The sequence below is a fragment of the Pseudonocardia autotrophica genome, assembly GCF_003945385.1.
In the GTDB taxonomy this organism is placed as follows: domain Bacteria; phylum Actinomycetota; class Actinomycetes; order Mycobacteriales; family Pseudonocardiaceae; genus Pseudonocardia; species Pseudonocardia autotrophica.
Window position 1 is genome coordinate 6,253,311 of the sequence record NZ_AP018920.1, and the last position, 23,299, is coordinate 6,276,609.

Consider the following 23,299-nt stretch of genomic DNA (forward strand, 5'->3'; position numbering starts at 1 on the left):
CACCTCGGCGGCCCGGCTGGTGTTCGCCAGCGCGATCTCCCCGCTCCGGGCGAGGTCACCCTGCGCGGGGCCGGCCGGGGAGGCGAGCTCGACGAACTTCTCGCCGAGCAGCGAGGTCGTGCGCACCCGGGCGGTGGCGTTCGCCGGCAGCCGCACGTCGCCGTTCACCTGGACGGTGACCACGGCGTTCCAGCGCTCCGGCTCGACCGAGACCGACTCGACCGCGCCGACCGGCACGTCGCCGACCCGCACGATCGACTGCGGCACCAGGTCGACGACGTCCGGGAACTCGATGCGCACCGGGTAGGGGTCGTCGCCGAGGTTCGCGCCGCCGGGCAGCGGGACCCCGCGGAGCCCGCCGTTGATCACTCCGCAGCCGCTCGCGGCGACCGCGGCCACGGTCAGCAGCGCGGCCACCCGGCCGATCCGGCCGGTCCTGCCGATCACGATCCACCTCCGAACAGGCCGCCGAGCAGACCGCCGCGGCGCTCCTGCTGCTCGGGCACCGGGGTCGGCGTGGCCTGCCTGCCCGACGACGGTGCCGGGGTGGCGGGCGTCGACGGGGTCGGTGCCGCGTCCGGGGCCGGTCCGGGCTCCGGCGGCGGTGCGGTACCCGGGTCACGCAGCTGCGAGCCCGGATCGGTCAGCGACAGCGGCGAGCCGGGCAGCAGCTGCGGCACGGCCGCGTTGCCGGCCGGGCCGCCCTGCTGGAGCTGGGTGATGATCTCCTGCGGCGACGGCAGCGGGACGATCCCGTCCAGGATCGGCGCAAGATCGCCGCAGAGCCCGGTGACCGGCTCGAGCAGGTCACCCGGGATCGTCGCGCCGGTCCGCCGCAGCAGCTCGCAGACGATCACCGGGGCCGGGTAGGCCAGCTCGTTGATGTTCGCGCGGGTGTCCAGCGTCTCCGACGAGCCGTTGTAGATGTTCGCCAGGTTGCCCAGTGCGGCGGGCGCGGAGTCGGCGATCTCGGCCAGCGCACGCTGGTGGTCGACGACCTCCTGGGTCACGTTGGCCAGCCGGTCCACGTTGGAGCGCAGCGCGCCGCGGTTGTCCTCGACGAAGCCGGAGACCTCACCGAGCGCGAAGGAGAGCTCCTGCAGCGCCCCGCCCAGTTCGCCCCGCTGGCCCGCGAGGAACCCGGTGACGTCGGCGAGCCGCTCGTTGAGCTCACGCACCCCGGGATCGTTCTCGCGCAGCGTGGCGACGAACTTCTGCAGCTCGGTGACGGTGCCGAACAGGTCGTCGCTGGAGCCGCTGAGCGTCGCCGAGAGCCCGCCGAGGTTGCGGATCGTGTCGTTGAGGGCGCGCCCGTTGCCGTCCAGGTTCTGGGCGGCGACGTCGAGCACGTCGTTCAGCGAGCCGTCGGCGTTGGCGCCCTGCGGGCCCAGCGCCCGGGACAGCTCGGTCGCGGTCCGGGTGAGGTCGTCGACGCCCAGCGGGAACGCGGTCCGCTCCAGCGGGATCGGCGAGCCGTCCCACTCCGGACCGCCGGTCCAGACCGGGGTCAGCTGCACGTACCGGCCGGTGACCAGGCTCGGCGAGATCACCGCGGCCCGCACGTCGGCCGGGAGCCGGACGTCGTCGTCGGTGATGGTCATGTCGACCCGCACCCGGTCGCCCTCCGGCGTGATCCGGTCGATCTTGCCGACCGGCACGCCGAGCACCCGGACGTCGTTGTCCTCGAACAGCGCGGCCGCGTTGGTGAAGTACGCGGTGACCGGGCGGCCACCGCCGGAGGTGATCATCCAGACCGCGGTGGCCGCGAGCACGGCGACCACGGCGACCAGTGCGCCGAGCTGGATCGCGCGGCGGTCGTTCGCCCAGCCGCCCATCAGCAGTCACCCCCGAGCGGGATCGCCGGCGGGAGCAGCCCGCACAGGTAGTTGTCGAACCACCGGCCGTTGCCGAGCGCGTTGCCGAACACGCGGATGAACACCGCTTCCTTGTCCAGGATCTCGCCGAGGTTGTCCCGGTTCTCCTCCAGCACCGCGAGCACCCGGTCCAGGGTCTCCAGGGCCGGCCGCAGCTGCTCCTGGTTGTCCGCGACCAGGCCGCGCAGCTGCACCGACAGCGTCCGGACCCCGTCGAGCAGGGCACTGATCGCGTCCTTGCGGCGCTGCAGCTCGGCGAGCAGCAGGTTGCCGTCGTCGACCAGCTTCACGACGTCGCCCCGGCGGTCGGCCAGCGTCGTCGAGAGCTGCCGGGTGTTGGCCAGCAGCTGCTTGAGCTCGGCGTCCCGGCTGGAGATCGTCGTCGAGAGCCGGGACAGGCCGTCGAGTGCCCCGCGGATCTCCGGCGGGGTGTCCCGGAAGGTGTCCGACAGCGTGTCCAGGCTGGTGGCCAGCTGGTCGGTGTCGAGCTGGTCGATGGTGCCGGACAGCTCGTTGAAGGCGTCGACGACGTCGAACGGGGACTTGGTGCGGTCCCGGCCGATCGGCGCGGCCGGGTCCTGCTCGGCGTCCCCGCGCGGGTCCAGCGCGAGGAACTTCGAGCCGAGCAGGGTGGCGATCTCGATCGAGGCCGTCGTCCGGTTGCCGACCCAGGCGTCGTCCACCGTGAAGTCGACGAGCACCCGGTCACCCTCGAGCTCGACGCTCTGCACCCGGCCCGCCTCGACTCCGGCGATCGTCACCCGGTCCTGTGCCTGCAGTCCGGCCGCCTCCGGGAACTCCGCGGTGTAGCGGGTCGCCCCGGAGAAGATCGCCTCGAAGTTGAACGCGGCCAGTGTCAGCGCCACGACGGTCACCAGGCCGATCGTGGCGACCAGGACGGGCCGCTTCTGCCCCACCTGTGCCATCAGTTGCCTCCCGGTGCCAGCAGCGCTGCCGGGTCGCCGCCGCCGACGCCGCCCGGACCGGCCGGTGCGGCAGGCTCGAGGAGCTGCTGGACCGACTCGGTGCCCGGGTCACGCATCAGCGGGTTCGACTCCGGCTGGGCCCGGCTGTCGCCGGGCGCCGATCCGTCGGTCGGGGCGATGTTGCCCGCGCCGATCCCGGACGGGTCCGGGCCGCAGCGGCGCTCGGGGTTCTGTGCGAGCCCCTCGAGGCCGAGGTCCTCCAGCGAGGTCGGCGGAATGATCGGGGAGAGCCCGACCTGCCCGTCCAGCCCGCAGAGGTAGAAGTTGAACCAGCTGCCGTGCGAGCCGACCCGGGCGATCCGGTTCAGCTTGAACGGCGCGTACTCCAGGAACCGTTCGATCGTCGGCCTGCCCTCGTCGAGCTCGGTCGCCAGGTCGCCCAGGTTGCGGATGTCGTCGCGCAGCGGCGGCCGAGCGTCCTCCAGGAAGGAACCGGTGACCTGGGTCAGCGTCCCGATCGACTCGATCGCCTCGCCGATCGGCTCCCGGTCCTGCGCCAGCCCGGACACCAGCGCCTGCAGCGAGCTGATCAGCTCGTTGAGGCCCTCGTCGTTCTCGTTGACGGTCTGCAGGACGGCGTTCAGGTTGTCGATCACCTGGCCGATCACCTGGTCCCGGTCGGCGATCGAGTTGGTCAGCGACGAGGTCGACGCGAGCAGGCTCTGCACGGTGCCGCCCTCGCCCTGCAGCACCTGGACGATCTCCATCGAGAGCCGGTTGATCTGCTCCGGGTCGAGGCCCTGGAACAGCGGCTGGAAGCCGTTGAACAACACCGTCAGGTTCAGCGCCGGACGGGTGCGCTCCAGCGGGATCTGACCGCCGGCCGGCAGCGTCTCGCCGGTCGGGCCGGGGCCCTGCTCCAGCGCCAGGTACCGCTGGCCGATCAGGTTCTTGTACTTGAGCCCGGCGCTCACCGACGCGGGCAGCGGGGTGGTCGAGTCCACGTTGAACGCGACCTCGGCGACCCGCCGGTCGACCACCCGGACGTCGGTGATCGAGCCGACGACGACCCCGGCGACCCGGACGTCGTCGCCGCGCAGCAGGCCGCTCGCGTCGGTGAACCGGGCGGTGTACTCGGTGGTGTCGCCGCCACGGGCGTTCGCGATCGTCAGGCCGAGGACTGTCGTCCCGAGTGCGGTGACCACCGCGAACACCAGGAACTTGACCAGTGCGGAGAGCGGGAAGCGGCTCACGTCAGCGTCACCTCCGCACCGCGCAGCAGCGGGCCGACCATCGTGCTGCTCCACGCGGGGACGGCCTGCGGGGAGCCGCCCTGCTGGGCGGCCAGCAGCTGCGCGACGACCTCCTGCTCACCGGCCGAGTTGGCGACCCCCATGTCGACCGAGCCCTCGTGCGACGCCGGCTCGATCCCGAGCTGCCCGAGCGCGCCGGTCAGCGGGGGCAACAGGCCCGCCGCGTTCTCCGCGCTCTGGTCCTGCACCAGGTCGAAGCTGGTCGTCCCGTCGTAGGTCCCGAAGGTCTCGACGCCGAACTCCTCCGGGTTGCCCATCGGCTGCCCGGCGGGCGGCGGGCCGGGCACCGAACCGTCGCGGAACGGGCCGTCCGGGGGGTACTGGGTGCCGTCCGGGGTCGGGATCGGGTAGCAGCGCGGGCCGCGGTCGTCGCTGAACTCGGGCTCGTCCTGGCTCGGCAGGTACTTGCCCTTGTTGGCGACGATCTCCAGCGTGATGTTCACGCCGACCCGGTCGGTGCCCGGCCGGATCGCGTCGTTGATCTTCGGGACGAGATCGACGAGCTGGCGGGTCAGGCAGGGGAACTCCGGCGAGTAGCGGGCCAGCGTCTCCAGCGTCGGACGACTGGCGGAAGCGACGCCGATCAGGTTCTCCCCGTTCGCGTCGAGGAAGGCGCGCAGGTCGTCGGAGGCGCCGGTGACCGAGCGGTAGAGCTCGCGCAGCCCCTCACGCTTCTCCACGATCGTCGCGCTGGTGACGGCCAGGTCGTCGACCGCGTCGAGCAGGTCGGGTGCGGCGGCGTCGAGGTTGTCGGCGAACACCGCGAGCTGGCGGATGTCCTCCTGCAGGTCCGGGACGGCCGGGTTGAGCCCCTCGGTCAGCGTGTTCAGCGCGACCAGGGTCTCGCCGAGCTGGTCGCCGCGACCCTGCAACGCCTGGGACAGCGAGCCGAGCGTGGTCGCCAGATCCTGCGGTCGCACCGTCTCCAGCAGCGGCAGCAGCTCGTCGAGGACGCGCTCCACCTCGATCGCCGCCCGGCTGCGATCCTCCGGGACCGTCGCGCCCGCGGCGAGCCGCGCGGTCGAGGGGGCGACCGGCGGGACCAGCGACACGAACTTCTCCCCGAACAGCGTCTTGGGCAGCAGCTGCGCCTCGACGTTCTCCGGGATCAGGTCGATCATGTCCGGGTTCATCGACATCCGGATGCTGGTGGTCTCGCCGTCCGTGGTGACCTGGTCGACCTCGCCGACGATCAGCCCGCGCACCTTGACGTCGGCGCGCTCCTGCATCTGGGTGCCGACCCGGGCGATGTTCAGCGTGACCGGGACGCCGGAGGAGAACGCGCCCGCGTACTGGCCGATCGCGAGCCCGATCAGCACCACGATCGCGGTGACGAAAGCGAGCCCCTGCAGCACTCTCTTCGTGGATCTCATCCGGCCACCCGCACCGAGGTCGAGGTACCGAACATCACCAGCGTCAGGAAGAAGTCCATGATCGCGGTGCTGACGATCGACAGCCGCACGGCGCGGCCGACGGCGACACCGACGCCGGCCGGTCCGCCCTTGGCCGAGTAGCCGTAGTGGCAGTGGATCAGGATGATCACCGTGGCGAAGATGATCACCTTGAGATAGGACAGCAGCACGTCGCTGACCGGTAGGAACAGGTTGAAGTAGTGGTCGTACGTGCCACCCGGCAGCCCGTTGATCAACGTGACGTTCAGCCGGGCCGCCGCGTAGCTGGCCAGCAGGCCGAGTGTGTAGATCGGGACGATCGCGATGATCCCGGCGATCACCCGGGTGGTCACCAGGTAGGGCACCGACGGCACCGCCATGACCTCCAGCGCGTCGATCTCCTCGGAGATCCGCATCGCGCCGAGCTGCGCGGTGAATCCCGCGCCGAGCGTCGCGGTGAGCGCCGCGGCGGCGACCAGCGGCGCGATCGAGCGGGTGTTGAAGTACGCGGTGATGAAGCCGGTCATCGCCTCGACACCGAGTGCGTCGAGCGCCCGGAAGCCCTGCAGCCCGACCAGCGACCCGACGAACAGCGACAGCGACGCCATGACGCCGACCGTGCCGAGGATGACGATCAGCGCGCCGGAGCCGAAGGAGACCTCGGCCAGCAGCCGGGCGACCTCCTTGCGGTAGCGGGTGAGAGTCTTCGGGATCCAGAGGATCGACCGGATGTAGAGCGACAGCTGGTCGCCCAGCTCCTCGAGCTGGTTCAGCGGTGCCTGCGCGGCCCTGCGGACCCGTGCTCCGAGTTGGGTGGTGGCCATGTGTCAGAAGCCCTTCGGCGGGACGAGCTCGAGGTACAGGGCGGTGAGGACCAGGTTGATCAGGAAGACCAGGACGAACGAGATGACGACGGCCTGGTTGACGGCGTCGCCGACGCCCTTGGCCCCGGGCGGCGGGTTGAGGCCGCGGTAGGCCGCGACGACGCCGGCCACGATGCCGAACAGGAAGGCCTTGATCTCCGAGACGACGATGTCGGACACCTGCGCGATCGCCGAGAAGCTGGAGATGTACGCGCCGGGCGAGCCGCCCTGGATGATCACGTTGAAGAAGTAGCCGCCGGACACGCCGACGACGGTGGCCAGCCCGTTCAGCACGACCGCACAGATGCCCATCGCGAGCACCCGGGGCACGACGAGGCGCTGGATCGGCGAGATGCCGAGCACCTCCATCGCGGCGATCTCCTCGCGGATGGTCCGCGCGCCGAGGTCCGCGCAGACGGCGCTGCCGCCCGCACCAGAGATGAGCAGCGCCGTGACGATCGGCGCGGCCTGCTGCACGATCGCGAGCACGGCACCGGCGCCGGTCTGGGACTGGGCGCCGAACTGGCGGGTCAGCTCACCCAGCAGCAGCGCGATCGTGGCGCCGAAGGGGATGGTGAACAGTGCCGTCGGCAGCGCCGAGACCTTCGTGACGAACCAGATCTGCTCGATCAGCTCGCGCCACTGGAAGGGCCTGCGCAGCGACTGTTTGCCGATCTCGATGCCCAGGCCGATGAACTTGCCGACCGGGGTGAGCGCCCGGACGACCGGACTGGGCGCGGTCATCGGTCGTCGTCCGAGAGCTGGTGCCGCCCGGGCGGCGCCGGGGTGTCGTCGGTGATCCGGGGGTGGATGTCGGTGGGCCGGTCGTCGGTGTCGGCGGTGTCGCCCGGGTAGCCCGACTCCCGGGCGACCTCACGGGTGCTGCCGTCGCTGACCGGCCCCCAGGCCGAGCCCTGCTCACCCTCGCCACGGGATTCCCGGATGGCGCGCTGAGCCGCCGGAGGCAGCTCGTGCAGCATCGCGTCCACCCGCTCGCGGCGCCGGTGCACCGCAGCCCGGTCCGGCATGCCCGGCGACGCCGCCAGCTGCGGCTTCATCGGCGGCAGCCCCTCGAGCTCACCCGCCTCCTCCATCTCCCGCGCCGCCTGCGCGGCGTCCTTCTCCTCCGACATACCGATCGGACCCTCACGACGCCCGTTCAAGAACTGCGCCACCACCGGCTCGTCCGAGCTCAGCAGCACCTCCCGCGGCCCGAACATCGCCAAATGCTTCCGATACAACAACCCGATGTTGTCCGGCACCGTCTGCGCCGAATTGATGTCGTGCGTCACGATCAGGAACGTCGCATCCGTCTGCGCATTCAAATCGATGATCAACTGATTCAAGTACGCCGTCCGCACCGGATCCAAGCCCGAGTCCGGCTCGTCGAACAGCACGATCTGCGGATCCAGCACCAACGCCCGGGCCAGGCCCGCCCGCTTCCGCATGCCACCCGAGATCTCCCCCGGCAGCTTGCCCTCCGCGCCCTGCAGCCCGACCATCTCCATCTTCTCCGCCACGATGTCGCGGATCTGGGTCTCGGACTTACGCGTGTGCTCCCGCAGCGGAAACGCGATGTTGTCGACCAGATTCATCGACCCGAACAACGCGCCGTCCTGGAACAACACCCCGAACAGCTTGCGGACCTCGTAGAGCTCGGCCTCCGAGCAACGCACCAGATCCACACCGTCGATCACGATGGAACCCTGCTCCGGCTTCAACAGCCCGATCAGCGTCTTCAGGAACACCGACTTGCCGGTACCCGAGGGGCCCAGCAACACCGACACCTCACCCGGAGGCAGCGTCAGCGACACGTCCGACCAGATGTTGGCCCGACCGAAGGACTTCGTCAGCCCTTCGACCTTCACCTCGACACCGGTCACGTGCCGCCTCCTTGCGCAATCGACCGTTCGGTTGCACCGGTGTGGCCCGGGGCGCGGGGAGCGCGGGGGAGCACTGGCCACTCGACGGTGCTGAACGGCACAACGAGGCGGAAGGGCAGGGGTTACTCGGAGGTATGGGCAAGCCCGGCGGCCGCTCAATACCATGTACTACGTTATGGTGACCCAGCGTCGACATTCGGGCCGAGATGTTGCGGACCGTGGGTAACAGTTACTCCCGAGCGGGCAGTCCCCTGGGCCGAACGGTCGGATCGTGACCGTTCCCGAATCGGCGCCGGCCGCGCTCCATCCGGTCGCATGATCACCCGATCGGCGGCGTCACGACCCGCATCGACTCGGGCGCGTGGCTGAGGATCAGCCGCCGGAAGTCGTCGAACAGGTCGCGGAGCAGATCGCGGTCACGCGGATCGCAGGTCTGCTGGAACCCGGCCATCAGCGAGATCCCGAACACCGCGAGCCGGTGCGCGTCGGCGCGGTCGGCGACCACGTCGGCGACCACCCGCTCCAGGGCGATCCGGCGCTGCAGGTCCACCCTGGCCTGGGCTCGGCCGACCTCGCCATCGATCTGCGCCCAGGCCCGGATCGCGGCCTCGGCGTCGTGCCGCAGCTCCACGGTGAGCCGCTCGACGACGGTCATCCGCTCCACCGGATCGACGCGCGCACGGGCCAGCTCGACCACCCGATCGGTCTGCTCGGCCTCCCAGTGCTGCAGCAGCCCGCGCACGAAGCCGGCCCAGCCGCCGAAGTGGTGATAGAAGGACCCGCTGGTCACGCCGAGCGAGCGGCAGAGCGGGCCGATCTTGAGGCCGGCTGCGCCGTCCCGGGCGAGGATCGACATGGCGGCCTCGTAGTACTGCTCGGCGGCGATCTGGCCACCGGCTCGTCTTGCCACCTGCCCCCGCCTCCCTCGTCCGCCGTGCGCGGACAAGGGTGCCACGCAGGCGGATCCGGCACCCTGTCCGTCGGGTGAGCCCGGAACGGAGACATAACATAATCTATGTCATGTACAGGTCGAAACGGAGGGTTCGGGAGCGTCGGACGCAGCTCCGGAACCCCCGCCCGGGCGGCTCCGGCCGGCGCGGGGTCAGCCGGCGGGGTTCCGATCGCGTCCGCCGTGCGGCACCGGGCAGGTCGCCGGGAAGGTGCCCAGCTCACGGACGTCGAAGCCGTCCGGGTAGCTGCGGATGCTCGGCGACTGCTCCAGCGAGAACGGCTCGGTCCGCACCTGCATCCGGCGGACCACCACGGCCCGGGCCCGCAGCGCCGCGTCGGCTGCCATCCGGACCGGTTTCGAGGGGAACGGGTAGCCGAGCGCGTCGAGCAGCGGCTCGTCCAGCAGCGCCAGCAGGAAGGCCCGGCTCAGCGCCCTCGGGGCGCGGTCGTTCGGCGGGAACGTCGTCGCCAGGTCCAGGGTCGCGTCGGCGACGGCCCGCCCGCCCGGGTCGTACCCGAAGTGCTCGGCCTCGTAGGCGTCCAGCAGGTTCTCGAAGTCCCGCCAGGTCTCCGGGATGTCGCGGATGCCCATGTGCTTGCCGAGCTCGCGGTAGTAGTTCGCGGTCGCGACCTTCTCGACCTCGGTGTGCCGGCGCCATCCCCAGCGCTGCACCCAGCGCAGCGGCACGACGACGAAGGTGCACAGTACGTAGCGCAGGTCGTCGTTCGAGATGTCGTAGGAGCGGTGCATCTGGTTCATCCGGCGGATCGCCGCGCGCCCCTCGGCGTGCTCGAAGCCGTTCGCCAGCACCGTGTCCAGGATCAGTCCGGTGTCGTCGTAGCGCTTCTGGGTGCGCTCGGTGAACTCGCCGGTGTCGGCCAGCAGCCGCCCGATCGAGGGGACCGCGTAGGTCCGGAACAGCGCCATCGACAGCGCCTGCTGGATGTCCCACGGGAACTCCAGCCCGGACAGCGCCCGGTAGATCTCGACGTGGTCGGTGGCCGGATCCAGCGCGGCCAGCTCGTCACGCCGGTGGTAGCGGTCCGGCCGGATCCCGGTCGTCGGTGCGGTGATGCTCAACGTGCGGCCCCTTCGCCGTCGGAGCGGTCTGCTCAGTACCGGATGAGGCCTCTGATGTTGCGCCCTGCCCGCATGTCCTCGTAACCCTCGTTGACCTGGTCGAGGGAGTACTCCCGGGTGATCAGCTCACGCAGCTTCAGCTGTCCCAGGTTGTGCATCTCCAGCAGCCGCGGCACGTCGTGCTGGGCGGCCGAGCTGCCGAACAGCGCACCGCGGATCTGCTTCTCGTAGAGCGTCAGGTCCAGCAGGGACAGCGTGGCCGTCTCCTCGTCGGCGTTCGCCAGCGCGGTGACGACGACCCGGCCGCGCTTGCCGACCAGCTGCAGCGCCGGCTGCAGGTCGGCACCCGCGGCCACCCCGGTGCAGAGGATCGCGGCGTCGGCGAGCTGCCCGCGGGTCAGCTCGCTGACCGTCTCCCACGCCTCGTCGATGCTCGCCGCGACGTGCGTGGCGCCGAGCTCCAGTGCCCGGTCCCGCTTGTACTCGACCGGGTCGACCGCGACGACGTACCGGCAGCCCGCGATCCGGGCGCCCTGCACCGCGTTCGCACCGATCCCACCGACGCCCACGATCACGGCCGTGTCGCCGGCCCGCAGCTCGGCGGTGCGCACCGCGGAGCCGAAACCGGTGGTGACCCCGCATCCGACCAGCGCGGCCAGATCCAGCGGGAACCCCTCGTCGATCTTCACGACCGACTTCACCGGGACCACGGTGTGCCGGGCGAACGTGCCGAGCAGGCACATCTGCCCGATCTCGGTGCCGTCCGAGCTGCGGAACCGGTAGCTGCCGTCCAGCTGCGGCCCGAGTGTGGCGCCCGCGCCGTCGTTGCACAGGTTCGGCAGGCCCTTGGAGCAGTACGGGCAGCGCCCGCAGGAGGGCAGGAAGGTCATCACGACCGGATCGCCCACCGCGAGATCGACGACGCCCGGCCCGACCTCGATCACCCGGCCGGCACCCTCGTGGCCGCCGACCATCGGCAGCACCGCAGGCAGGTCCCCGGTCACCAGGTGCTCGTCGGAGTGGCACAACCCCGAGGCCGTGAGCTCGACCATCACCTCACCGGCGTTCGGCGGGTCCAGATCGAGCTCCTCGATCTCCCACTTGCCGCCCGGTTCCCACAGCACCGCTGCCGTCGTCCGCATGGCGGCCGATCATGGCCGGTGCCCGGCCCACCGGCACACCAGCCGCCCGCGCCAGCCGTGGCCCCCGGGTGCCACCGGCGGGCTCAGGCGGCGGGCAGCGGCAGGATGAGCCGGGCGACCAGGCCGCCGCCCTCGCGCGGGAGCAGGCTCAGCTCGCCGTCCATCGCCGAGGCGAGCGCCTCGGCGATCCACAGCCCCAGCCCGGCGGTGCCGCGCCGCTCCCCCAGCGCCACGCCCTTCGCCGTCACCACCCCCTCCTGCCCGGCGGGCAGGCCGGGGCCGCGGTCGCGCACCTCCGCGGTCAGGATCGCGCCGTCGTGCGCCAGGTACAGCTCGACCGGCTCGTCGCCGCTGTGCCGAGCCGCGTTCTCGGCCAGGTTGGTGAGCAGCCGGCGCAGCCGCTGCGGATCGCAGCGCACGGCGGCCCCGGGTGCCGCGACGATCGGACGACGCCGGTGCGCGGCGATGGCGGCGGCGTCCAGGACTCCGTCGGCCAGCTCCGCCAGCGGAACCCGCCGGGGCCGATCCCGGCCGAGCGGGCTGCCGTCGGTGACGGCCAGGTCGGCCAACCCGTCCAGCATGTCCTGCAGGTGCGCCGCGTGATCGGCGAGCAGCCGGGCCGCGGTCCGGCGGGCGTCACCGGTGAGGCGCTCCGCGGCGAGATCGGCGGACAACGCGGACAGCGACGCCACCGGGGTGCGGAACTCGTGCAGCACCACCCGAGCGCCGTCCAGCCTGGCCCGGCTCTGGGACACCAGCCGGTCGCGCAGCGCCCGCTCGGACAGGTAGCGCTCGTGCTCGCTCTCCGCGCGGGCCCGGGTGGTCGCGATGTCGGCGAGCTGGGCCTCCAGCAGCCGGACCAGCACCCCGACCAGCACCGCGGTCCCGAACAGGAACCCGGTCCACCACAGGCCGATGAAGATCCGTTCGGTGACCGGCACCGCCGGGTCGGAGCCCAGCAGCCCGGCCACCCCGTAGGCGAGGCCGAGCACCAGTGCGACCACCCGGCCGACCCGGTCACCACCGCGCAGCGCGATCGCGATGACCACCAGCGGCAGCGCGGCCACCACCGGGCTGTACACCCCACCGGTCAGTCCGCAGGCGAGCACCGCGAGCGCACCGTCGACACCGGTGATGACGGCGGGCCGGACCGGCAGCGCATCCCGCCGGATCGCGGCAGCGGCGAGCGCGAGCGCGTACACCGCGGCGGCCCCGATCAGGCCGGCGGCGAGCGCGGTCCCGCCGCGGGCGAGCTCGGGCCGCACGACCAGCAGCAGCGCGGCGGCGAGGACCACACACACCCGCAGGACGACGGCGGCGCGCTCCTCGGCGGTCCGTTCCGGGAGCTCCGCTGCGAGGTCCTCCGGCGGACCGTCCGGCGAGATTCGGCTGATCATCGGGGCGGCCCGCTCCCTACCGGAGACGTCGTCTCCCGGCGCCACCCGGGATGGTCGGCGGCGACCACACTAGGCTCGCCGTCGTGCCAGCCGAGCCACACGTCGTCGTCATCGTGGACGACCACGCCCTGTTCTCCCAGGGTCTGGCACTGCTGCTCGAGTCACGGGCCGGGGAAACCTTCCGGGTCGCCGGGTCCACCACCGCGGGTGAGGACGCCGTCGCACTCGTCGGGAAGCACGCCGCCGGCATCGCGATCGTCGATCTGGCCCTGCCCCCGCTGGGCGGGGTGGAGACGATCCGCCGGATCAAGGCTGCCTACCCGGCGACCAGGGTGCTGGCGCTGTCCGGCACCGAGGACCTGGAGCTCGCCGCGGCGGCCATGCGGGCCGGCGCCGAGGGCTACCTCGGCAAGTCGGCCGATCCCGAGGTGCTGGTGGCTCCTCTGCTCGCGATCGTGGCCGGGGTCCGGGTACTGCGCGCCGAACTGCTGGACGCGCTGCTCGGCGCCGCCGACCGGACCGCCGACGGTCTGCTCGACCGGCTGGGCGAGCGGGACATCGAGCTGTGGACGCTGCTCGCCAGAGGGCTGGAGACCGCCGACATCGCGCGGCCGCTGCTGGTCAGCGAACGGACCGCGAAGCGGATGATCGCCTCGTTGCTGCACAAGCTCGGCGCGACGAACCGGATCGAGGCGGCCGCACTGGCCGGCCGGTGCGGGCTGCTCGACTGACCCGGCACGACCGGACCGGCCCGTGTGGGCCAGCACTGGCCCGGTCGCGGGGCGCGGCGCCGGTCGATCACCGGGCAGACTCGCCCGCGCCGTACGGCGGATCGACCGCCGAACATCTCGCGAGGAGGCGCTGATGGCCGTGTTCGCCGACGAGGCCGAGGTCTACGAATACCTGGGCGGTGTCTTCCGGCTCGGCCTCGACGACCCCGATCTGGTCGCCAAGCTGGCGCCGACCGGGATCGTCCTGCGGATCACCTACACCGACCCGGACGCCGTGCTCACCGTCGACATGCCCAGCTCCGAGATCCACACCGGAGCGGGCAACGGGCCGACGCCGAACATCGAGCTGTTCATGTCGGCCGACACCGGCAACCGATTCTGGCTGGGCAAGGTGGTGCTCCCGGTCGCGATGGCCAAGGGCGAGGTCCGCGCGAAGGGCCCGGTGTCGAAGCTGCTGAAGCTGCTGCCGACCGCGAAGCGGCTGTTCGGGCCCTACCAGCGCAAGCTCGAGGCCGAGGGACGCCAGGATCTCCTGACCGCAGCCTGATCACCCGATCGGGTGGTCATGGTGCCTCCGGTCGGCCCATCCGGGACGTGCTCTGGCGATACTGCCGGTCCGGTCACGACAACCGGCGGTCGCGCCCCGGCACGGCCGGACCCGGCTCCCGGAGGTACCACGATGGGCAGTACGACGACCGGTGGCGCGGGTCTCGAGAGCCTCTGGCTGGACGTCCAGATGTGGCAGCCGCTGCGCGGGGTCCTGCACCCGATCAGCGAGATCGAGTGCGACATCCCCGATCCGCTCCCCGAAGGCTTCGACGAATGGCACGACTGGGCCGAGGCCTGCCTGCTGGAGGTAGCCCGGCGCGACGGCTGGCAGCACGGCCGCTACACCTACACGATCCAGGAACGGGACGGCACCGACCATCCGGTCCGGGACCTCGGCAAGGACGTCTGGGACTACGAGTAACGGACCGGCGCCGGTTATCGTCCCCGGAAACACACACAGCAACGGGGAGGCCGCCGGTGACACGGGGCAAGGGTCCGCTGGCCGGACTGAGGGTGATCGAGCTGGCCGGGATCGGACCGGGGCCGCACGCCGCGATGATCCTCGGCGATCTCGGCGCCGACGTGGTGCGGATCGACCGCCCGTCGGGTGGGTTGCAGATCGGCTCCGACGCGGCGCCCGATCCCACCCTGCGCGGCCGGCGCACGGTCACCGCCGACCTGAAGGACCCGGCGGGCCGGGAGACCGTGCTGCGGCTGGTGGAGAAGGCCGACGTGCTCCTGGAGGGCTACCGGCCAGGTGTCACCGAACGTCTGGGGGTCGGCCCGGACGACTGTCACGCACGCAACCCGCGCCTGGTGTACGGCCGGATGACCGGCTGGGGCCAGGACGGCCCGATGGCACCCCGTGCCGGGCACGACATCAACTACATCTCGCTGACCGGCGCGCTGCACGCCATCGGCCGCGCCGGGGAACGTCCGGTGCCGCCGCTCAACCTGGTCGGCGACTTCGGCGGCGGATCGATGCTGCTCGTCATCGGCGTACTGGCCGCGCTCTGGGAGGTCAAGGCCTCCGGCGAGGGCCAGGTCGTCGACGCCGCGATGGTGGACGGCGTCAGCGTGCTGAACCAGATGTTCTGGGGCTTCCTCGCCCAGGACGCCTGGGTCGACGAGCGCGGCACCAACCTGCTCGACGGGCACGCACCGTTCTACGACACCTACGAGTGCGCCGACGGCGGCCACATGGCGGTCGGGGCGCTGGAGCCGCAGTTCTACGCCCAGCTCCTCACCGGTCTCGGACTGGACGCCGAGGAGCTCGGCCCGCAGTACGACCGGGACCGCTGGCCGACGATGCGCGCCCGGTTCGCCGAGGTGTTCGCCTCCAAGCCACGGGACGAGTGGGCCGCCGTGTTCGAGCACACCGACGCCTGCACCACCCCGGTGCTCTCGTTCGGCGAGGCCGCCGGGAACCCGCACCTGACGGCCCGCGACACCATCGTCACCGCCGACGGCGTCCGCCAGGCCGCGCCGGCACCGCGCTTCTCCCGGACCGGCACCGAGACCGCGACCCGCGGATCCGGCCCGGAGGACGCCGACGGCGTACTCGCCGACTGGTCCTGACCCCGTACACGTCGACGCCCCCGGCTCCGTGGAGCCGGGGGCGTCGACGTCGTCGTGGGGCAGCAGGTCAGTCCTGCTCCTCCGAGTCCGGAACCAGCAGGTTCCGGGTGCGGCTCGGGTCCACCGGGATGCCCGGGCCGGTCGTCGTCGAGACGGTGATCTTCTTGACGTAGCGACCCTTGGCGGCGGACGGCTTGAGCCGCAGGATCTCGTCCAGCGCGGCGCCGTAGTTCTCGACCAGCTTCTCGGTCTCGAACGAGGCCTTGCCGATCACCAGGTGCAGATTGGCCTGCTTGTCGACCCGGAAGTTGACCTTGCCACCCTTGATCTCGTTGATCGCCTTGGTGACGTCCGGGGTGACGGTGCCGGTCTTCGGGTTCGGCATCAGGCCACGCGGGCCCAGGATGCGGGCGATCCGCCCGACCTTGGCCATCTGGTCCGGGGTGGCGATGGCGGCGTCGAAGTCGAGCCACCCACCCTGGATGCGCTCGATCAGGTCCTCGGCGCCCACGGCGTCGGCACCGGCGGCCTCGGCCTCGACGGCCTTGTCACCGGTGGCGAACACGATCACCCGGGCGGTCTTGCCGGTACCGTGCGGCAGGTTCACGGTCCCGCGGACCATCTGGTCCGCCTTGCGGGGGTCGACGCCCAGCCGGAGCGCGACCTCGACGGTCGCGTCGGTGTTCTTGCTGGAGGTCTCCTGGGCCAGGGTCGCCGCGGTGAGCGGCGAGTAGAGGCGGTCCGCGTCGATCTTCGCGGCGGCCTCGCGGTAGGCCTTGCTGCGCTGTGCCATCTGTCCTCGTCTCCTTGTATGAGGTCAGGCCGTGGTCCGAGCCGCGCCCGGCTCTCCCACGCGTACGGAAAGTGAGCTCAGTATCGATACTCGCTCTGTATCGAAGCTCTCTCGGCAAGCCTCGTTCGGTGAGCCTCGCTCGGTGTCGATACTCGCTCGGCGAGCCTCACTCGGTGTCGATACTCGCTCGGCGAGCCTCACTCGGTGTCGATACTCGCTCGGCGAGCCTCGCTCGGTGTCGATACTCGCTCGGCGAGCCTCGCTCAGCCTTCGACCGTGATGCCCATCGACCGCGCGGTACCGGCGATGATCTTCGTCGCCTGGTCCAGGTCGTTGGCGTTCAGGTCCTGGAACTTGGTCTCGGCGATCTCGCGGACCTGGGCCTTGGTGACCGTCGCGACCTTCGTCTTGTGCGGCTCGCCGGAGCCCTTGTCGACGCCCGCTGCCTTGAGCAGCAGCCGGGCCGCCGGCGGGGTCTTCAGCTCGAAGGTGAACGAGCGGTCCTCGAACACCGAGATCTCGACCGGCACGACGTTGCCGCGCTGGGCCTCGGTGGCCGCGTTGTAGGCCTTGCAGAACTCCATGATGTTGACGCCGTGCTGGCCCAGCGCGGGGCCGACCGGCGGTGCCGGCGTCGCCGCGCCGGCCTGGATCTGCAGCTTGATGATCGCGGAGAGCTTCCGCTTCTTGGGGGGCATGTCCTTGTCCTGTCGTGATCGATGTGCACGCCGCGCGGCCCTGCCACGCCACGGGCGTTCCTCGGAAGGCGCCTCAGATCTTGGAGACCTGGTTGAATCCGAGCTCGACCGGGGTCTCCCGGCCGAAGATCGAGACCAGCACCTTGAGCTTCTGGGCGTCGACGTTGACCTCGCTGATGCTCGCGGGGAGCGTCGCGAACGGCCCGTCCATGACGGTCACCGACTCGCCGACCTCGAAGTCGACCTCGACGGTCGTGGTGGCGCCGCCCGAGGAGGAACCACCGGAGGCGGCACCGGACTTGCCGGTCTCCGCCTTCTTCTCCGGGGCCTCGGTCTTGGGCAGCAGGAACTTCACGACCTCGTTGATGGTCAGCGGCGACGGCTTGGACGTGGCACCGACGAAACCGGTGACGCCCGGGGTGTTCCGCACCGCGCCCCAGGACTGGTCGTTGAGCTCCATCCGGACCAGGATGTAGCCGGGCAGCACCTTGCGCTGGACCTTCTTGCGCTGCCCGTTCTTGATCTCGGTGACCTCCTCGGTGGGCACCTCGACCTGGAAGATGTAGTCCTCGACGTCCAGGGTCTGCGCCCGGGTCTCGAGGTTCGACTTCACCTTGTTCTCGTAGCCGGCGTAGGAGTGCACGACGTACCAGTCACCGGGGGCCCGGCGCAGCGCGGCGCGCAGCTCCTCGGCCGGGTCGACGTCCTCGGCCGGCTCCTCGACGGGCTCGCCGGCCTCGGCCGTGTCGTCGGCTGCGGCTGTGTCGTCATCGCTGTCGACGGCAGCGGAGTCGTCGCCGGCCTCGTCGTCGTCGGCCTCGTCGTCGGCCGGCCGGTCGGCGGCGTCGCCGTCGATCGACTCGGCGGCCGCACCGGCGGTCGAGTCGTCGTCGGCGTCGGTGTAGTCGCCGGAAACCACGTCCTCGCCGTACGCCGCCTCGATGTCGGCGTCCTGGACGGACTGCTCGGGCAGCGTCTCGTCGGCAGCCTGCTCGGCGACCGCGTCGAGCACGGCCTCGTCAGCCGTCTCGTCGTACGCGTTGCTGTCGGAGGTCACGTCCTACTCGCTTCCTTATCGATGTCGGTCGTCACCGGTCGGCCCGGTCCACCGCTCGTGTCAGTCCCTGCCGAACAGGAACGCGACGCCCTCGGCGAACGCCGAGTCGAGCAGGAACACCAGGGTCACCATGAACGACACGAAGATCAGAACGGCGATGGTGTACTTGACCATCTGGGAGCGGTTCGGCCAGATGACCTTGCGGAGCTCGGCGACGACCTCGCGCAGGAACCGGACGATCCGGCCGATCGGAGAGACCTTCTTCTCCTTGGTGGCCGCCGCTGCGGCACGGGACGGGGTGGCGCGCCCCTTCGCCGGGGTGCCGTCGGCACCGGAGCCACCGGATCCCCCGGAGGCTCGCCGCCCACGGCGGTCGGCGGCGTTGCTCGGGCGCTCCCGGTCGGGCCGCTCCGACTCGTTCTCGTCGCTCACGAGCCCTCCTCGCCCCTCCGCACGCGACGGGCTTCCGCCCGCCGTCGGTCACGTCCTCCGTGTGAGAGAACCTGCTCTGCTTCGTCGTCCGCGCCGTCGGCCGCGCCGCCGGACGGTCCGGCGATCTGCGGCGTCGTGGCAGGGGTGACAGGACTTGAACCTGCAACCTGCGGTTTTGGAGACCGCTGCTCTGCCAATTGAGCTACACCCCTATGCCCCGAACCACCCCTGAGGGCGGCGGGACGGGCGCGACCGATCATCCGGCGCGCCCGGCTGGACCGAGTGTACGGCACCCCCCGCAGGGGGCCCGCACCCCGGGTCCTCAGTGCGGAAGGACCACCTCGGCGCGCGCCCGCCCGAGGACCGTCCGGCCGTCGAAGATCGCCTTGAGATCGACCACGGCGATCCGCACACCGTCCTCGTCGCGCACCTCGGCGACCGTGCCACCGAGCTCGACGACGGCGCCGGAGTCGTCGTCGGGCACCACCACGGGCCGGGTGAACCGGGTGCCGTAGCTGCGCACCGACGCCGGATCACCGGTCCAGGCCGTCAGCACCCGCCCGGCCAGCGCCATCGAGAGCATCCCGTGTGCGATCACACCGGGCAGTCCGGCGATGCCGGCGACCCGGTCGCTCCAGTGGATCGGATTGAGATCGCCGGACGCGCCCGCGTAGCGGACGAGATCACCCCTGGTCAGCCGCACCTCGAAGGAGGGCAGAGCGTCGCCCTTGGCCACCGCGGCCGCGGACCCGGGTGTCAACGGGGCGCTCATGTGTCGTCTCCGGCCGGACTGACCAGCATCGACTGCGTGGTCACCACCGGCTCACCCGCTGCGTCGGACACCTCGCACCGCAGTGTCAGCATGTGGTTGCCCGCGCGGGTGCGGAGTTCGTCGACGTGCACGACCGTGGTCAGCTCGTCACCGGCGCGGACCGGCCGGTGGAAGGAGATGCGCTGGTCGCCGTGCACCATGCGGGTGTAGTCCCAGCCGAAGGACGGGTCCTTCAGGAAGGCCTCGATCACCGGCATCGTGAAGCAGACCGGGAACGTCGGCGGGGCGAGCAGGTCCGGATGACCGGCTGCACGCGCCGCATCGACGTCGTGAAACAGCGGATCGCCGTCACCGATGGCGACGGCGAACTCGCGGATCTTCTCCCGGCCGACCTGGTACGGCCCGACCGGGTCGAGCACACGCCCGACCCAGGACTGATCGACCACCGACGCTAGCGGGTCTCGCGGTGCGCCCGGTGGGTCCCGCAGTTCCGGCAGAACTTCTTGATCTCGAGCCGGTCGGGATCGTTCCGCCGGTTCTTCTTGGTGATGTAGTTGCGGTGCTTGCACTCCTCGCAGGCCAGAGTGATCTTCGGCCGCACGTCCGTGGCCTTGGCCATCGCGGGTGCCTCCCAGCAGGTGCTTCGTGTCGTGCGCCGACGTGTTCCGTCAGCACTGTGACGATGGCCGGACTTGAACCGGCGACACAGCGATTATGAGCCGCTTGCTCTACCGACTGAGCTACACCGTCATGCAAGAAGCCCCGCCGTACACGGCGAGGCAACTTCCAGAGCCCCCTTACGGAATCGAACCGTAGACCTTCTCCTTACCATGGAGACGCTCTGCCGACTGAGCTAAGGGGGCCGGCGCCGCCGGTTCTCGGAGGGATTCTGCGCTCTCCGCTCACCGGCGCGACCAACTTTACACACCGGTTCCGAGGCCCCGCAGCGGGGGCCCCGGAACCGGGTTCGTGCAGGTGAGGACCCGTTCTACCAGCTCGACTTGCGGACTCCGGGGAGCGAGCCGTCGTGCGCCAGCTCGCGCAGCCGGACCCGCGAGACCCCGAACTTGCGCAGGTGCCCGCGTGGACGCCCGTCCACCGAGTCCCGGTTGCGCACCCGGGTCGCGCTGGCGTCGCGCGGCTGGCGGCGGAGCTCGGCCGCGGCGGCGGCCTTTTCCTGCTCGCCCGACGACGGCCGCGCGAGGACGGCCTTCAGCTCGGCCCGACGCTCGGCGTGGCGCGCGACGATCCGCTTGCGTCGCTCGTTCTTGGCGATCTGCCCGGTGGTGGCCATCAGACACGCACCCCGTTCGCCCGGATCCGCTCGACGGCGACGTCGACACCGATCCGGTCCACCGTCTTGATGCCCTTCGCGGAGAGCCGCAGCCGCACCCAGCGACCGCCGGCCGGGTACCAGTAGCGCTTCTGCTGCACGTTGGGATCGAACCGCCGGCTGGTGCGGCGGTGCGAGTGCGAGACGTTCTTGCCGAAGCCGGGCTCGCGCCCGGTCAGGTCACAACGACGGGACACGCGCTCACCGCCCCGCGTGCGGGTAGGGCAGCAGGGCCATCTCCCGCGCGTTGCGGATCGCGACGGCGACCCGGCGCTGCTGCTGCCCGGTCAGGCCGGTGACCCGGCGGGCGCGGATCTTGCCGCGGTCGGAGATGAACGTGCGCAGCAGTGCCGCGTCCTTCCAGTCCACGTGCTCGATACCACGGGCGAGCAGCGGATTGGGCTTGCGCCGCGGCGTGCGCAGCGACGCGGAGCGGGTCGGCTTCGGGGCGGACGTTCGTTTCGCGAGCTTCATTCAGCGCTCCTCCTTGAACTCGACGTGCCTGCGGATCCTCGGGTCGTACTTGCGCAGCACCAGCCGGTCCGGGTCGTTGCGGCGGTTCTTACGCGTGACGTACGTCGTGCCGGTGCCGGCCGTCGATCGCAGCTTGACGATCGGCCGGACGTCCGTCGTCTTGGCCATGGACCCTCCTCCTCAACAATGGGAATCGTTTTCGTTTACGCTACACCCGACCGTGACCACGTCGACTCCGGGAGGAAGGCATGACCGAGCTGGTGGTGTTGTGCGGCACGTCGCACGACGGGACGGAGCGGACGATCGCGCGGATGCGGGAGCTCGACCCGGGCCTGGCCGTGCTGCATCACGATCTGCGGCATCTCGCGCAGGGCCGGGTGCACCGGCGGTTCCGGACCGGGAACCGCGACGAGCACACCGTGCTGGAACTCGCCCACGGATGCGTGAGCTGCACCATTCGCGAGGACGTGCTGCCGACGCTGGCGCAGCTCGCCGGGTCGGTGTCCCGGGTCGTCCTGCACCTGGACCCGCGGCTGGAACCGGAGCCGGTCTGCTGGGCGCTCGGCTCGGTGCTGTTCGAGCCCGGCGGCGACACCGAGCCCTGCCTGGTCACCGACCTGGTCGATCTGCGTGGCGTGGTCACGGTGCTCGATCCGGACAGCTGGCTGACCGACGCCACCGGTGACGCGACGCTGCCCGAGCGCGGCCTGAGCACGCTGCCCGAGGACGAGCGCACCGTCGCCCAGCTCGCCGTCGGCCAGGCCGAGTTCGCCGACGTGATCGTGACCACCCGGGCGCTGCAGGGCGACGACGTCGCCGACCGGCGGACCGCGGCGGTGCTCGACCGGCTCGCCCCGACCGCCCCGCGGCTGCTCCCCTCCGGCGGCGACCACCGGCTGTTCTGCGACGGCGTCGGCGACGAGTCCCGGCGCGGGGTCCCCGGCGGGGTGCACGATCCGCTGCTGCGGGGCACGCCGCCGCTGGACGCCACCGACGGCGTCCGGACCCTGCTGTTCTCGGCCCGTCGCCCGTTCCATCCCGATCGGCTCCACGAGGCGATCGACACCCTGCTCGACGGGGTCGTGCGGAGCCGCGGCCGGATCTGGCTCGCCACCCGGCCGGCGGCCGTCCTGTGGCTGGAGAGCGCGGGCGGCGGGATGCGGATCGGGCACGCCGGGGACTGGCTGGACGGCGCGGACGACCAGGCATGGGCCGAAGCCGGTGATCAGCGGCGGGCGCTGGCTGCACTGGCCTGGCACCCGCGCTGGGGGGACCGCGCCCAGGATCTCGTCGTGCTCTGCCACGACGCCGATCCGGACGAGATCGACGCCGTGCTGCGCGACGCCCTGCTCTCCGACGCCGAGATCGCCGCCGGCGAGGCCGCCTGGGCCGGGCTGCCGGACCCGTTCGGCTGGGCGCACGACGAACCCTGCGACGACCCCGTCCGGAACGACCCGACCGTCGGGATCGAACGAGAAGGAGAGAGCTGATGGCAGTCCCCAAGCGCCGGATGTCGCGCGCGAACACCCGGCACCGCCGCTCGCAGTGGAAGGCACAGCCGCCGGACCTGGTGCCGGTCACCCTGGCGGGCAAGCGGCATCTGGTCCCGCACAACCTGGTCGCGGCCTACCGCCGCGGGTTGCTGCCGCCGCCCTCCTGAGGGCCCCTTACCCGCGGTGGGTGGCCCGGCGGTCGCCGGAGGTACGTGATCGCCCGATGTGCCGGGCAGGGCCTCAGGCCGAGTGTCCTGGGTATGCCTCGCCACGTCACCTCCTCCCCGCACGCCGCGAACCCCTACGCCACGGACCTGCACGGCTCGATCGCCCGGCAGCGGCAGGACCAGCTGCGGGCCGAGGCCGACGCCGACCGGCTGGCCCGGTCCGCCCGGTCGGCCGGGTCGGCCGGGTCGGCCGGGTCTGGCGGGTCGGCCCGCCGCCGGTTCCGGCTGTTCCGGCTGCGCGGCCGGGCAGCGGACGCCGTCAAGGAGCCGGCGCCTCGCACCGAGGGGTCCGGCGCCGCGGAACCCGGCCGGAATTGTCGGGCCCCCGTGTCACGATGACG

At 71.5% G+C, this 23,299-nt stretch carries 28 protein-coding genes, 3 tRNA genes and 2 pseudogenes; 7 read left to right on the plus strand and 26 right to left on the minus strand.

Annotated features, from left to right (window positions below):
- Positions 1-141: 141 nt before the first annotated feature.
- From Pdca_RS37850 to Pdca_RS29050, 12 genes and pseudogenes are all read right to left on the minus strand, one after another.
- Positions 142-447: pseudogene (locus Pdca_RS37850) on the minus strand (MlaD family protein); the annotation flags it as partial.
- Positions 444-1,835 (minus strand): MCE family protein, encoded by a 1,392-nt coding sequence (locus tag Pdca_RS29000; protein WP_085912580.1) that lies wholly within the window; start codon positions 1,833-1,835, stop codon positions 444-446. The gene Pdca_RS29000 and the pseudogene Pdca_RS37850, both read right to left, overlap by 4 nt.
- A complete protein-coding gene (locus tag Pdca_RS29005; protein WP_085912579.1) occupies positions 1,835-2,800 on the minus strand; it encodes an MCE family protein in 966 nt (321 codons plus the stop codon). The genes Pdca_RS29000 and Pdca_RS29005 overlap by 1 nt, the downstream gene beginning before the upstream one ends.
- A 272-nt stretch (positions 2,801-3,072) precedes the next feature.
- Positions 3,073-4,053: pseudogene (locus Pdca_RS29010) on the minus strand (MCE family protein); the annotation flags it as partial.
- Complete coding sequence (locus Pdca_RS29015; RefSeq protein WP_085912577.1) at positions 4,050-5,486, minus strand: MCE family protein; 1,437 nt, start codon at positions 5,484-5,486, stop codon at positions 4,050-4,052. The gene Pdca_RS29015 and the pseudogene Pdca_RS29010, both read right to left, overlap by 4 nt.
- Entirely contained in the window at positions 5,483-6,328 is an 846-nt protein-coding gene (locus tag Pdca_RS29020; protein WP_085912576.1) for an MlaE family ABC transporter permease, read from the minus strand. The genes Pdca_RS29015 and Pdca_RS29020 overlap by 4 nt, the downstream gene beginning before the upstream one ends.
- Positions 6,329-6,331: 3 nt before the next feature.
- A complete protein-coding gene (locus tag Pdca_RS29025) occupies positions 6,332-7,111 on the minus strand; it encodes an MlaE family ABC transporter permease (RefSeq protein ID WP_085912575.1) in 780 nt (259 codons plus the stop codon).
- Positions 7,108-8,250 carry an ABC transporter ATP-binding protein gene (locus Pdca_RS29030; RefSeq protein ID WP_085912574.1) on the minus strand — a complete coding sequence of 381 codons (1,143 nt, stop codon included), beginning with the start codon at positions 8,248-8,250 and terminating at the stop codon, positions 7,108-7,110. The genes Pdca_RS29025 and Pdca_RS29030 overlap by 4 nt, the downstream gene beginning before the upstream one ends.
- Positions 8,251-8,569: 319 nt before the next feature.
- Positions 8,570-9,160: a TetR/AcrR family transcriptional regulator gene (locus tag Pdca_RS29035; protein WP_085912573.1), complete on the minus strand. Its 591-nt coding sequence runs from the start codon at positions 9,158-9,160 to the stop codon at positions 8,570-8,572.
- A 192-nt stretch (positions 9,161-9,352) separates the two neighbouring features.
- Positions 9,353-10,282: an oxygenase MpaB family protein gene (locus tag Pdca_RS29040; RefSeq protein WP_232021265.1), complete on the minus strand. Its 930-nt coding sequence runs from the start codon at positions 10,280-10,282 to the stop codon at positions 9,353-9,355.
- 32 nt (positions 10,283-10,314) lie between these two features.
- The gene (locus Pdca_RS29045) at positions 10,315-11,424 is read right to left on the minus strand and encodes an NDMA-dependent alcohol dehydrogenase (protein ID WP_085912572.1); all 1,110 of its coding nucleotides are present in this window, start codon (positions 11,422-11,424) and stop codon (positions 10,315-10,317) included.
- An 83-nt stretch (positions 11,425-11,507) separates the two neighbouring features.
- Complete coding sequence (locus Pdca_RS29050) at positions 11,508-12,821, minus strand: sensor histidine kinase (RefSeq protein WP_085912571.1); 1,314 nt, start codon at positions 12,819-12,821, stop codon at positions 11,508-11,510.
- 83 nt (positions 12,822-12,904) lie between these two features.
- Here Pdca_RS29050 and Pdca_RS29055 point away from each other — a divergent pair, with 83 nt between their 5' ends.
- The 4 genes from Pdca_RS29055 (at position 12,905) to Pdca_RS29070 (ending at position 15,679) form a co-directional block, all read left to right on the plus strand.
- On the plus strand, positions 12,905-13,552 hold the full coding sequence (locus Pdca_RS29055) for a response regulator (RefSeq protein ID WP_232021266.1): 648 nt from the start codon (positions 12,905-12,907) through the stop codon (positions 13,550-13,552).
- 133 nt (positions 13,553-13,685) lie between these two features.
- A complete protein-coding gene (locus Pdca_RS29060; protein ID WP_085912569.1) occupies positions 13,686-14,099 on the plus strand; it encodes a sterol carrier protein in 414 nt (137 codons plus the stop codon).
- Positions 14,100-14,231: 132 nt separating this feature from the next.
- The gene (locus tag Pdca_RS29065; protein WP_085912568.1) at positions 14,232-14,522 is read left to right on the plus strand and encodes a hypothetical protein; all 291 of its coding nucleotides are present in this window, start codon (positions 14,232-14,234) and stop codon (positions 14,520-14,522) included.
- A 56-nt stretch (positions 14,523-14,578) separates the two neighbouring features.
- Complete coding sequence (locus Pdca_RS29070; protein ID WP_085912567.1) at positions 14,579-15,679, plus strand: CaiB/BaiF CoA transferase family protein; 1,101 nt, start codon at positions 14,579-14,581, stop codon at positions 15,677-15,679.
- Between the two features lie 67 nt (positions 15,680-15,746).
- On the opposite strand, the gene rplA is transcribed toward Pdca_RS29070, so the two are convergent.
- From rplA to rpmG (Pdca_RS29140), 14 genes are all read right to left on the minus strand, one after another.
- On the minus strand, positions 15,747-16,472 hold the full coding sequence (gene rplA, locus Pdca_RS29075) for a 50S ribosomal protein L1 (protein WP_085912566.1): 726 nt from the start codon (positions 16,470-16,472) through the stop codon (positions 15,747-15,749).
- A 263-nt stretch (positions 16,473-16,735) separates the two neighbouring features.
- On the minus strand, positions 16,736-17,170 hold the full coding sequence (gene rplK / locus Pdca_RS29080; protein WP_085912565.1) for a 50S ribosomal protein L11: 435 nt from the start codon (positions 17,168-17,170) through the stop codon (positions 16,736-16,738).
- Between the two features lie 73 nt (positions 17,171-17,243).
- A complete protein-coding gene (gene nusG, locus Pdca_RS29085) occupies positions 17,244-18,227 on the minus strand; it encodes a transcription termination/antitermination protein NusG (protein WP_232021267.1) in 984 nt (327 codons plus the stop codon).
- Positions 18,228-18,287: 60 nt separating this feature from the next.
- Entirely contained in the window at positions 18,288-18,659 is a 372-nt protein-coding gene (gene secE / locus Pdca_RS29090; protein WP_085912564.1) for a preprotein translocase subunit SecE, read from the minus strand.
- 136 nt (positions 18,660-18,795) lie between these two features.
- Positions 18,796-18,871, minus strand: a tRNA-Trp gene (locus Pdca_RS29095).
- A 110-nt stretch (positions 18,872-18,981) separates the two neighbouring features.
- On the minus strand, positions 18,982-19,431 hold the full coding sequence (locus Pdca_RS29100; protein WP_085912563.1) for a MaoC/PaaZ C-terminal domain-containing protein: 450 nt from the start codon (positions 19,429-19,431) through the stop codon (positions 18,982-18,984).
- Positions 19,428-19,877: a MaoC family dehydratase N-terminal domain-containing protein gene (locus tag Pdca_RS29105; protein WP_085912562.1), complete on the minus strand. Its 450-nt coding sequence runs from the start codon at positions 19,875-19,877 to the stop codon at positions 19,428-19,430. Before Pdca_RS29105 ends, Pdca_RS29100 begins: the two co-directional genes overlap by 4 nt.
- Before the next feature lie 5 nt (positions 19,878-19,882).
- Complete coding sequence (gene rpmG / locus Pdca_RS29110) at positions 19,883-20,050, minus strand: 50S ribosomal protein L33 (RefSeq protein ID WP_085912561.1); 168 nt, start codon at positions 20,048-20,050, stop codon at positions 19,883-19,885.
- 58 nt (positions 20,051-20,108) lie between these two features.
- Positions 20,109-20,181 (minus strand) — tRNA-Met (locus Pdca_RS29115).
- Between the two features lie 40 nt (positions 20,182-20,221).
- Positions 20,222-20,294: transfer RNA gene (locus tag Pdca_RS29120), tRNA-Thr, on the minus strand.
- A gap of 125 nt (positions 20,295-20,419) precedes the next feature.
- Positions 20,420-20,725 (minus strand): 30S ribosomal protein S14, encoded by a 306-nt coding sequence (gene rpsN, locus Pdca_RS29125; protein ID WP_085912560.1) that lies wholly within the window; start codon positions 20,723-20,725, stop codon positions 20,420-20,422.
- Complete coding sequence (gene rpmB, locus Pdca_RS29130; protein ID WP_085912559.1) at positions 20,725-20,961, minus strand: 50S ribosomal protein L28; 237 nt, start codon at positions 20,959-20,961, stop codon at positions 20,725-20,727. The genes rpsN and rpmB overlap by 1 nt, the downstream gene beginning before the upstream one ends.
- Positions 20,962-20,965: 4 nt before the next feature.
- On the minus strand, positions 20,966-21,238 hold the full coding sequence (gene rpsR / locus Pdca_RS29135; protein ID WP_085912558.1) for a 30S ribosomal protein S18: 273 nt from the start codon (positions 21,236-21,238) through the stop codon (positions 20,966-20,968).
- Positions 21,239-21,406 carry a 50S ribosomal protein L33 gene (gene rpmG / locus Pdca_RS29140; RefSeq protein WP_085912557.1) on the minus strand — a complete coding sequence of 56 codons (168 nt, stop codon included), beginning with the start codon at positions 21,404-21,406 and terminating at the stop codon, positions 21,239-21,241. It lies immediately after the preceding gene.
- Positions 21,407-21,486: 80 nt separating this feature from the next.
- On the opposite strand from rpmG (Pdca_RS29140), the gene mrf reads away from it, so the two are divergent.
- From mrf to Pdca_RS35845, 3 genes are all read left to right on the plus strand, one after another.
- Entirely contained in the window at positions 21,487-22,728 is a 1,242-nt protein-coding gene (gene mrf, locus Pdca_RS29145; protein WP_085912556.1) for a ribosome hibernation factor-recruiting GTPase MRF, read from the plus strand.
- Positions 22,728-22,898, plus strand: a complete 171-nt coding sequence (gene rpmF, locus Pdca_RS29150) for a 50S ribosomal protein L32 (RefSeq protein WP_085912555.1) — start codon at positions 22,728-22,730, stop codon at positions 22,896-22,898. The genes mrf and rpmF overlap by 1 nt, the downstream gene beginning before the upstream one ends.
- Positions 22,899-22,991: 93 nt before the next feature.
- Positions 22,992-23,297 (plus strand): hypothetical protein, encoded by a 306-nt coding sequence (locus tag Pdca_RS35845; RefSeq protein ID WP_158092132.1) that lies wholly within the window; start codon positions 22,992-22,994, stop codon positions 23,295-23,297.
- The last annotated feature ends 2 nt before the right edge of the window (positions 23,298-23,299 follow it).

Excerpts from the sequence above, each read along its gene's own strand:
- Pdca_RS29000 (WP_085912580.1), bottom strand. The coding sequence starts at position 1,835 with ATGGGCGGCTGGGCGAACGACCGCCGCGCGATCCAGCTCGGCGCACTG.
- Pdca_RS29005 (WP_085912579.1), bottom strand. The coding sequence starts at position 2,800 with ATGGCACAGGTGGGGCAGAAGCGGCCCGTCCTGGTCGCCACGATCGGC.
- Pdca_RS29015 (WP_085912577.1), bottom strand. The coding sequence starts at position 5,486 with ATGAGATCCACGAAGAGAGTGCTGCAGGGGCTCGCTTTCGTCACCGCG.
- Pdca_RS29020 (WP_085912576.1), bottom strand. The coding sequence starts at position 6,328 with ATGGCCACCACCCAACTCGGAGCACGGGTCCGCAGGGCCGCGCAGGCA.
- Pdca_RS29025 (WP_085912575.1), bottom strand. The coding sequence starts at position 7,111 with ATGACCGCGCCCAGTCCGGTCGTCCGGGCGCTCACCCCGGTCGGCAAG.
- Pdca_RS29045 (WP_085912572.1), bottom strand. The coding sequence starts at position 11,424 with ATGCGGACGACGGCAGCGGTGCTGTGGGAACCGGGCGGCAAGTGGGAG.
- Pdca_RS29050 (WP_085912571.1), bottom strand. The coding sequence starts at position 12,821 with ATGATCAGCCGAATCTCGCCGGACGGTCCGCCGGAGGACCTCGCAGCG.
- Pdca_RS29060 (WP_085912569.1), top strand. The coding sequence starts at position 13,686 with ATGGCCGTGTTCGCCGACGAGGCCGAGGTCTACGAATACCTGGGCGGT.
- Pdca_RS29065 (WP_085912568.1), top strand. The coding sequence starts at position 14,232 with ATGGGCAGTACGACGACCGGTGGCGCGGGTCTCGAGAGCCTCTGGCTG.
- rplA (WP_085912566.1), bottom strand. The coding sequence starts at position 16,472 with ATGGCACAGCGCAGCAAGGCCTACCGCGAGGCCGCCGCGAAGATCGAC.
- rplK (WP_085912565.1), bottom strand. The coding sequence starts at position 17,170 with ATGCCCCCCAAGAAGCGGAAGCTCTCCGCGATCATCAAGCTGCAGATC.
- Pdca_RS29100 (WP_085912563.1), bottom strand. The coding sequence starts at position 19,431 with ATGAGCGCCCCGTTGACACCCGGGTCCGCGGCCGCGGTGGCCAAGGGC.
- rpmG (WP_085912561.1), bottom strand. The coding sequence starts at position 20,050 with ATGGCCAAGGCCACGGACGTGCGGCCGAAGATCACTCTGGCCTGCGAG.
- rpsN (WP_085912560.1), bottom strand. The coding sequence starts at position 20,725 with ATGGCCACCACCGGGCAGATCGCCAAGAACGAGCGACGCAAGCGGATC.
- rpsR (WP_085912558.1), bottom strand. The coding sequence starts at position 21,238 with ATGAAGCTCGCGAAACGAACGTCCGCCCCGAAGCCGACCCGCTCCGCG.
- rpmG (WP_085912557.1), bottom strand. The coding sequence starts at position 21,406 with ATGGCCAAGACGACGGACGTCCGGCCGATCGTCAAGCTGCGATCGACG.
- mrf (WP_085912556.1), top strand. The coding sequence starts at position 21,487 with ATGACCGAGCTGGTGGTGTTGTGCGGCACGTCGCACGACGGGACGGAG.
- rpmF (WP_085912555.1), top strand. The coding sequence starts at position 22,728 with ATGGCAGTCCCCAAGCGCCGGATGTCGCGCGCGAACACCCGGCACCGC.
- Pdca_RS35845 (WP_158092132.1), top strand. The coding sequence starts at position 22,992 with ATGCCTCGCCACGTCACCTCCTCCCCGCACGCCGCGAACCCCTACGCC.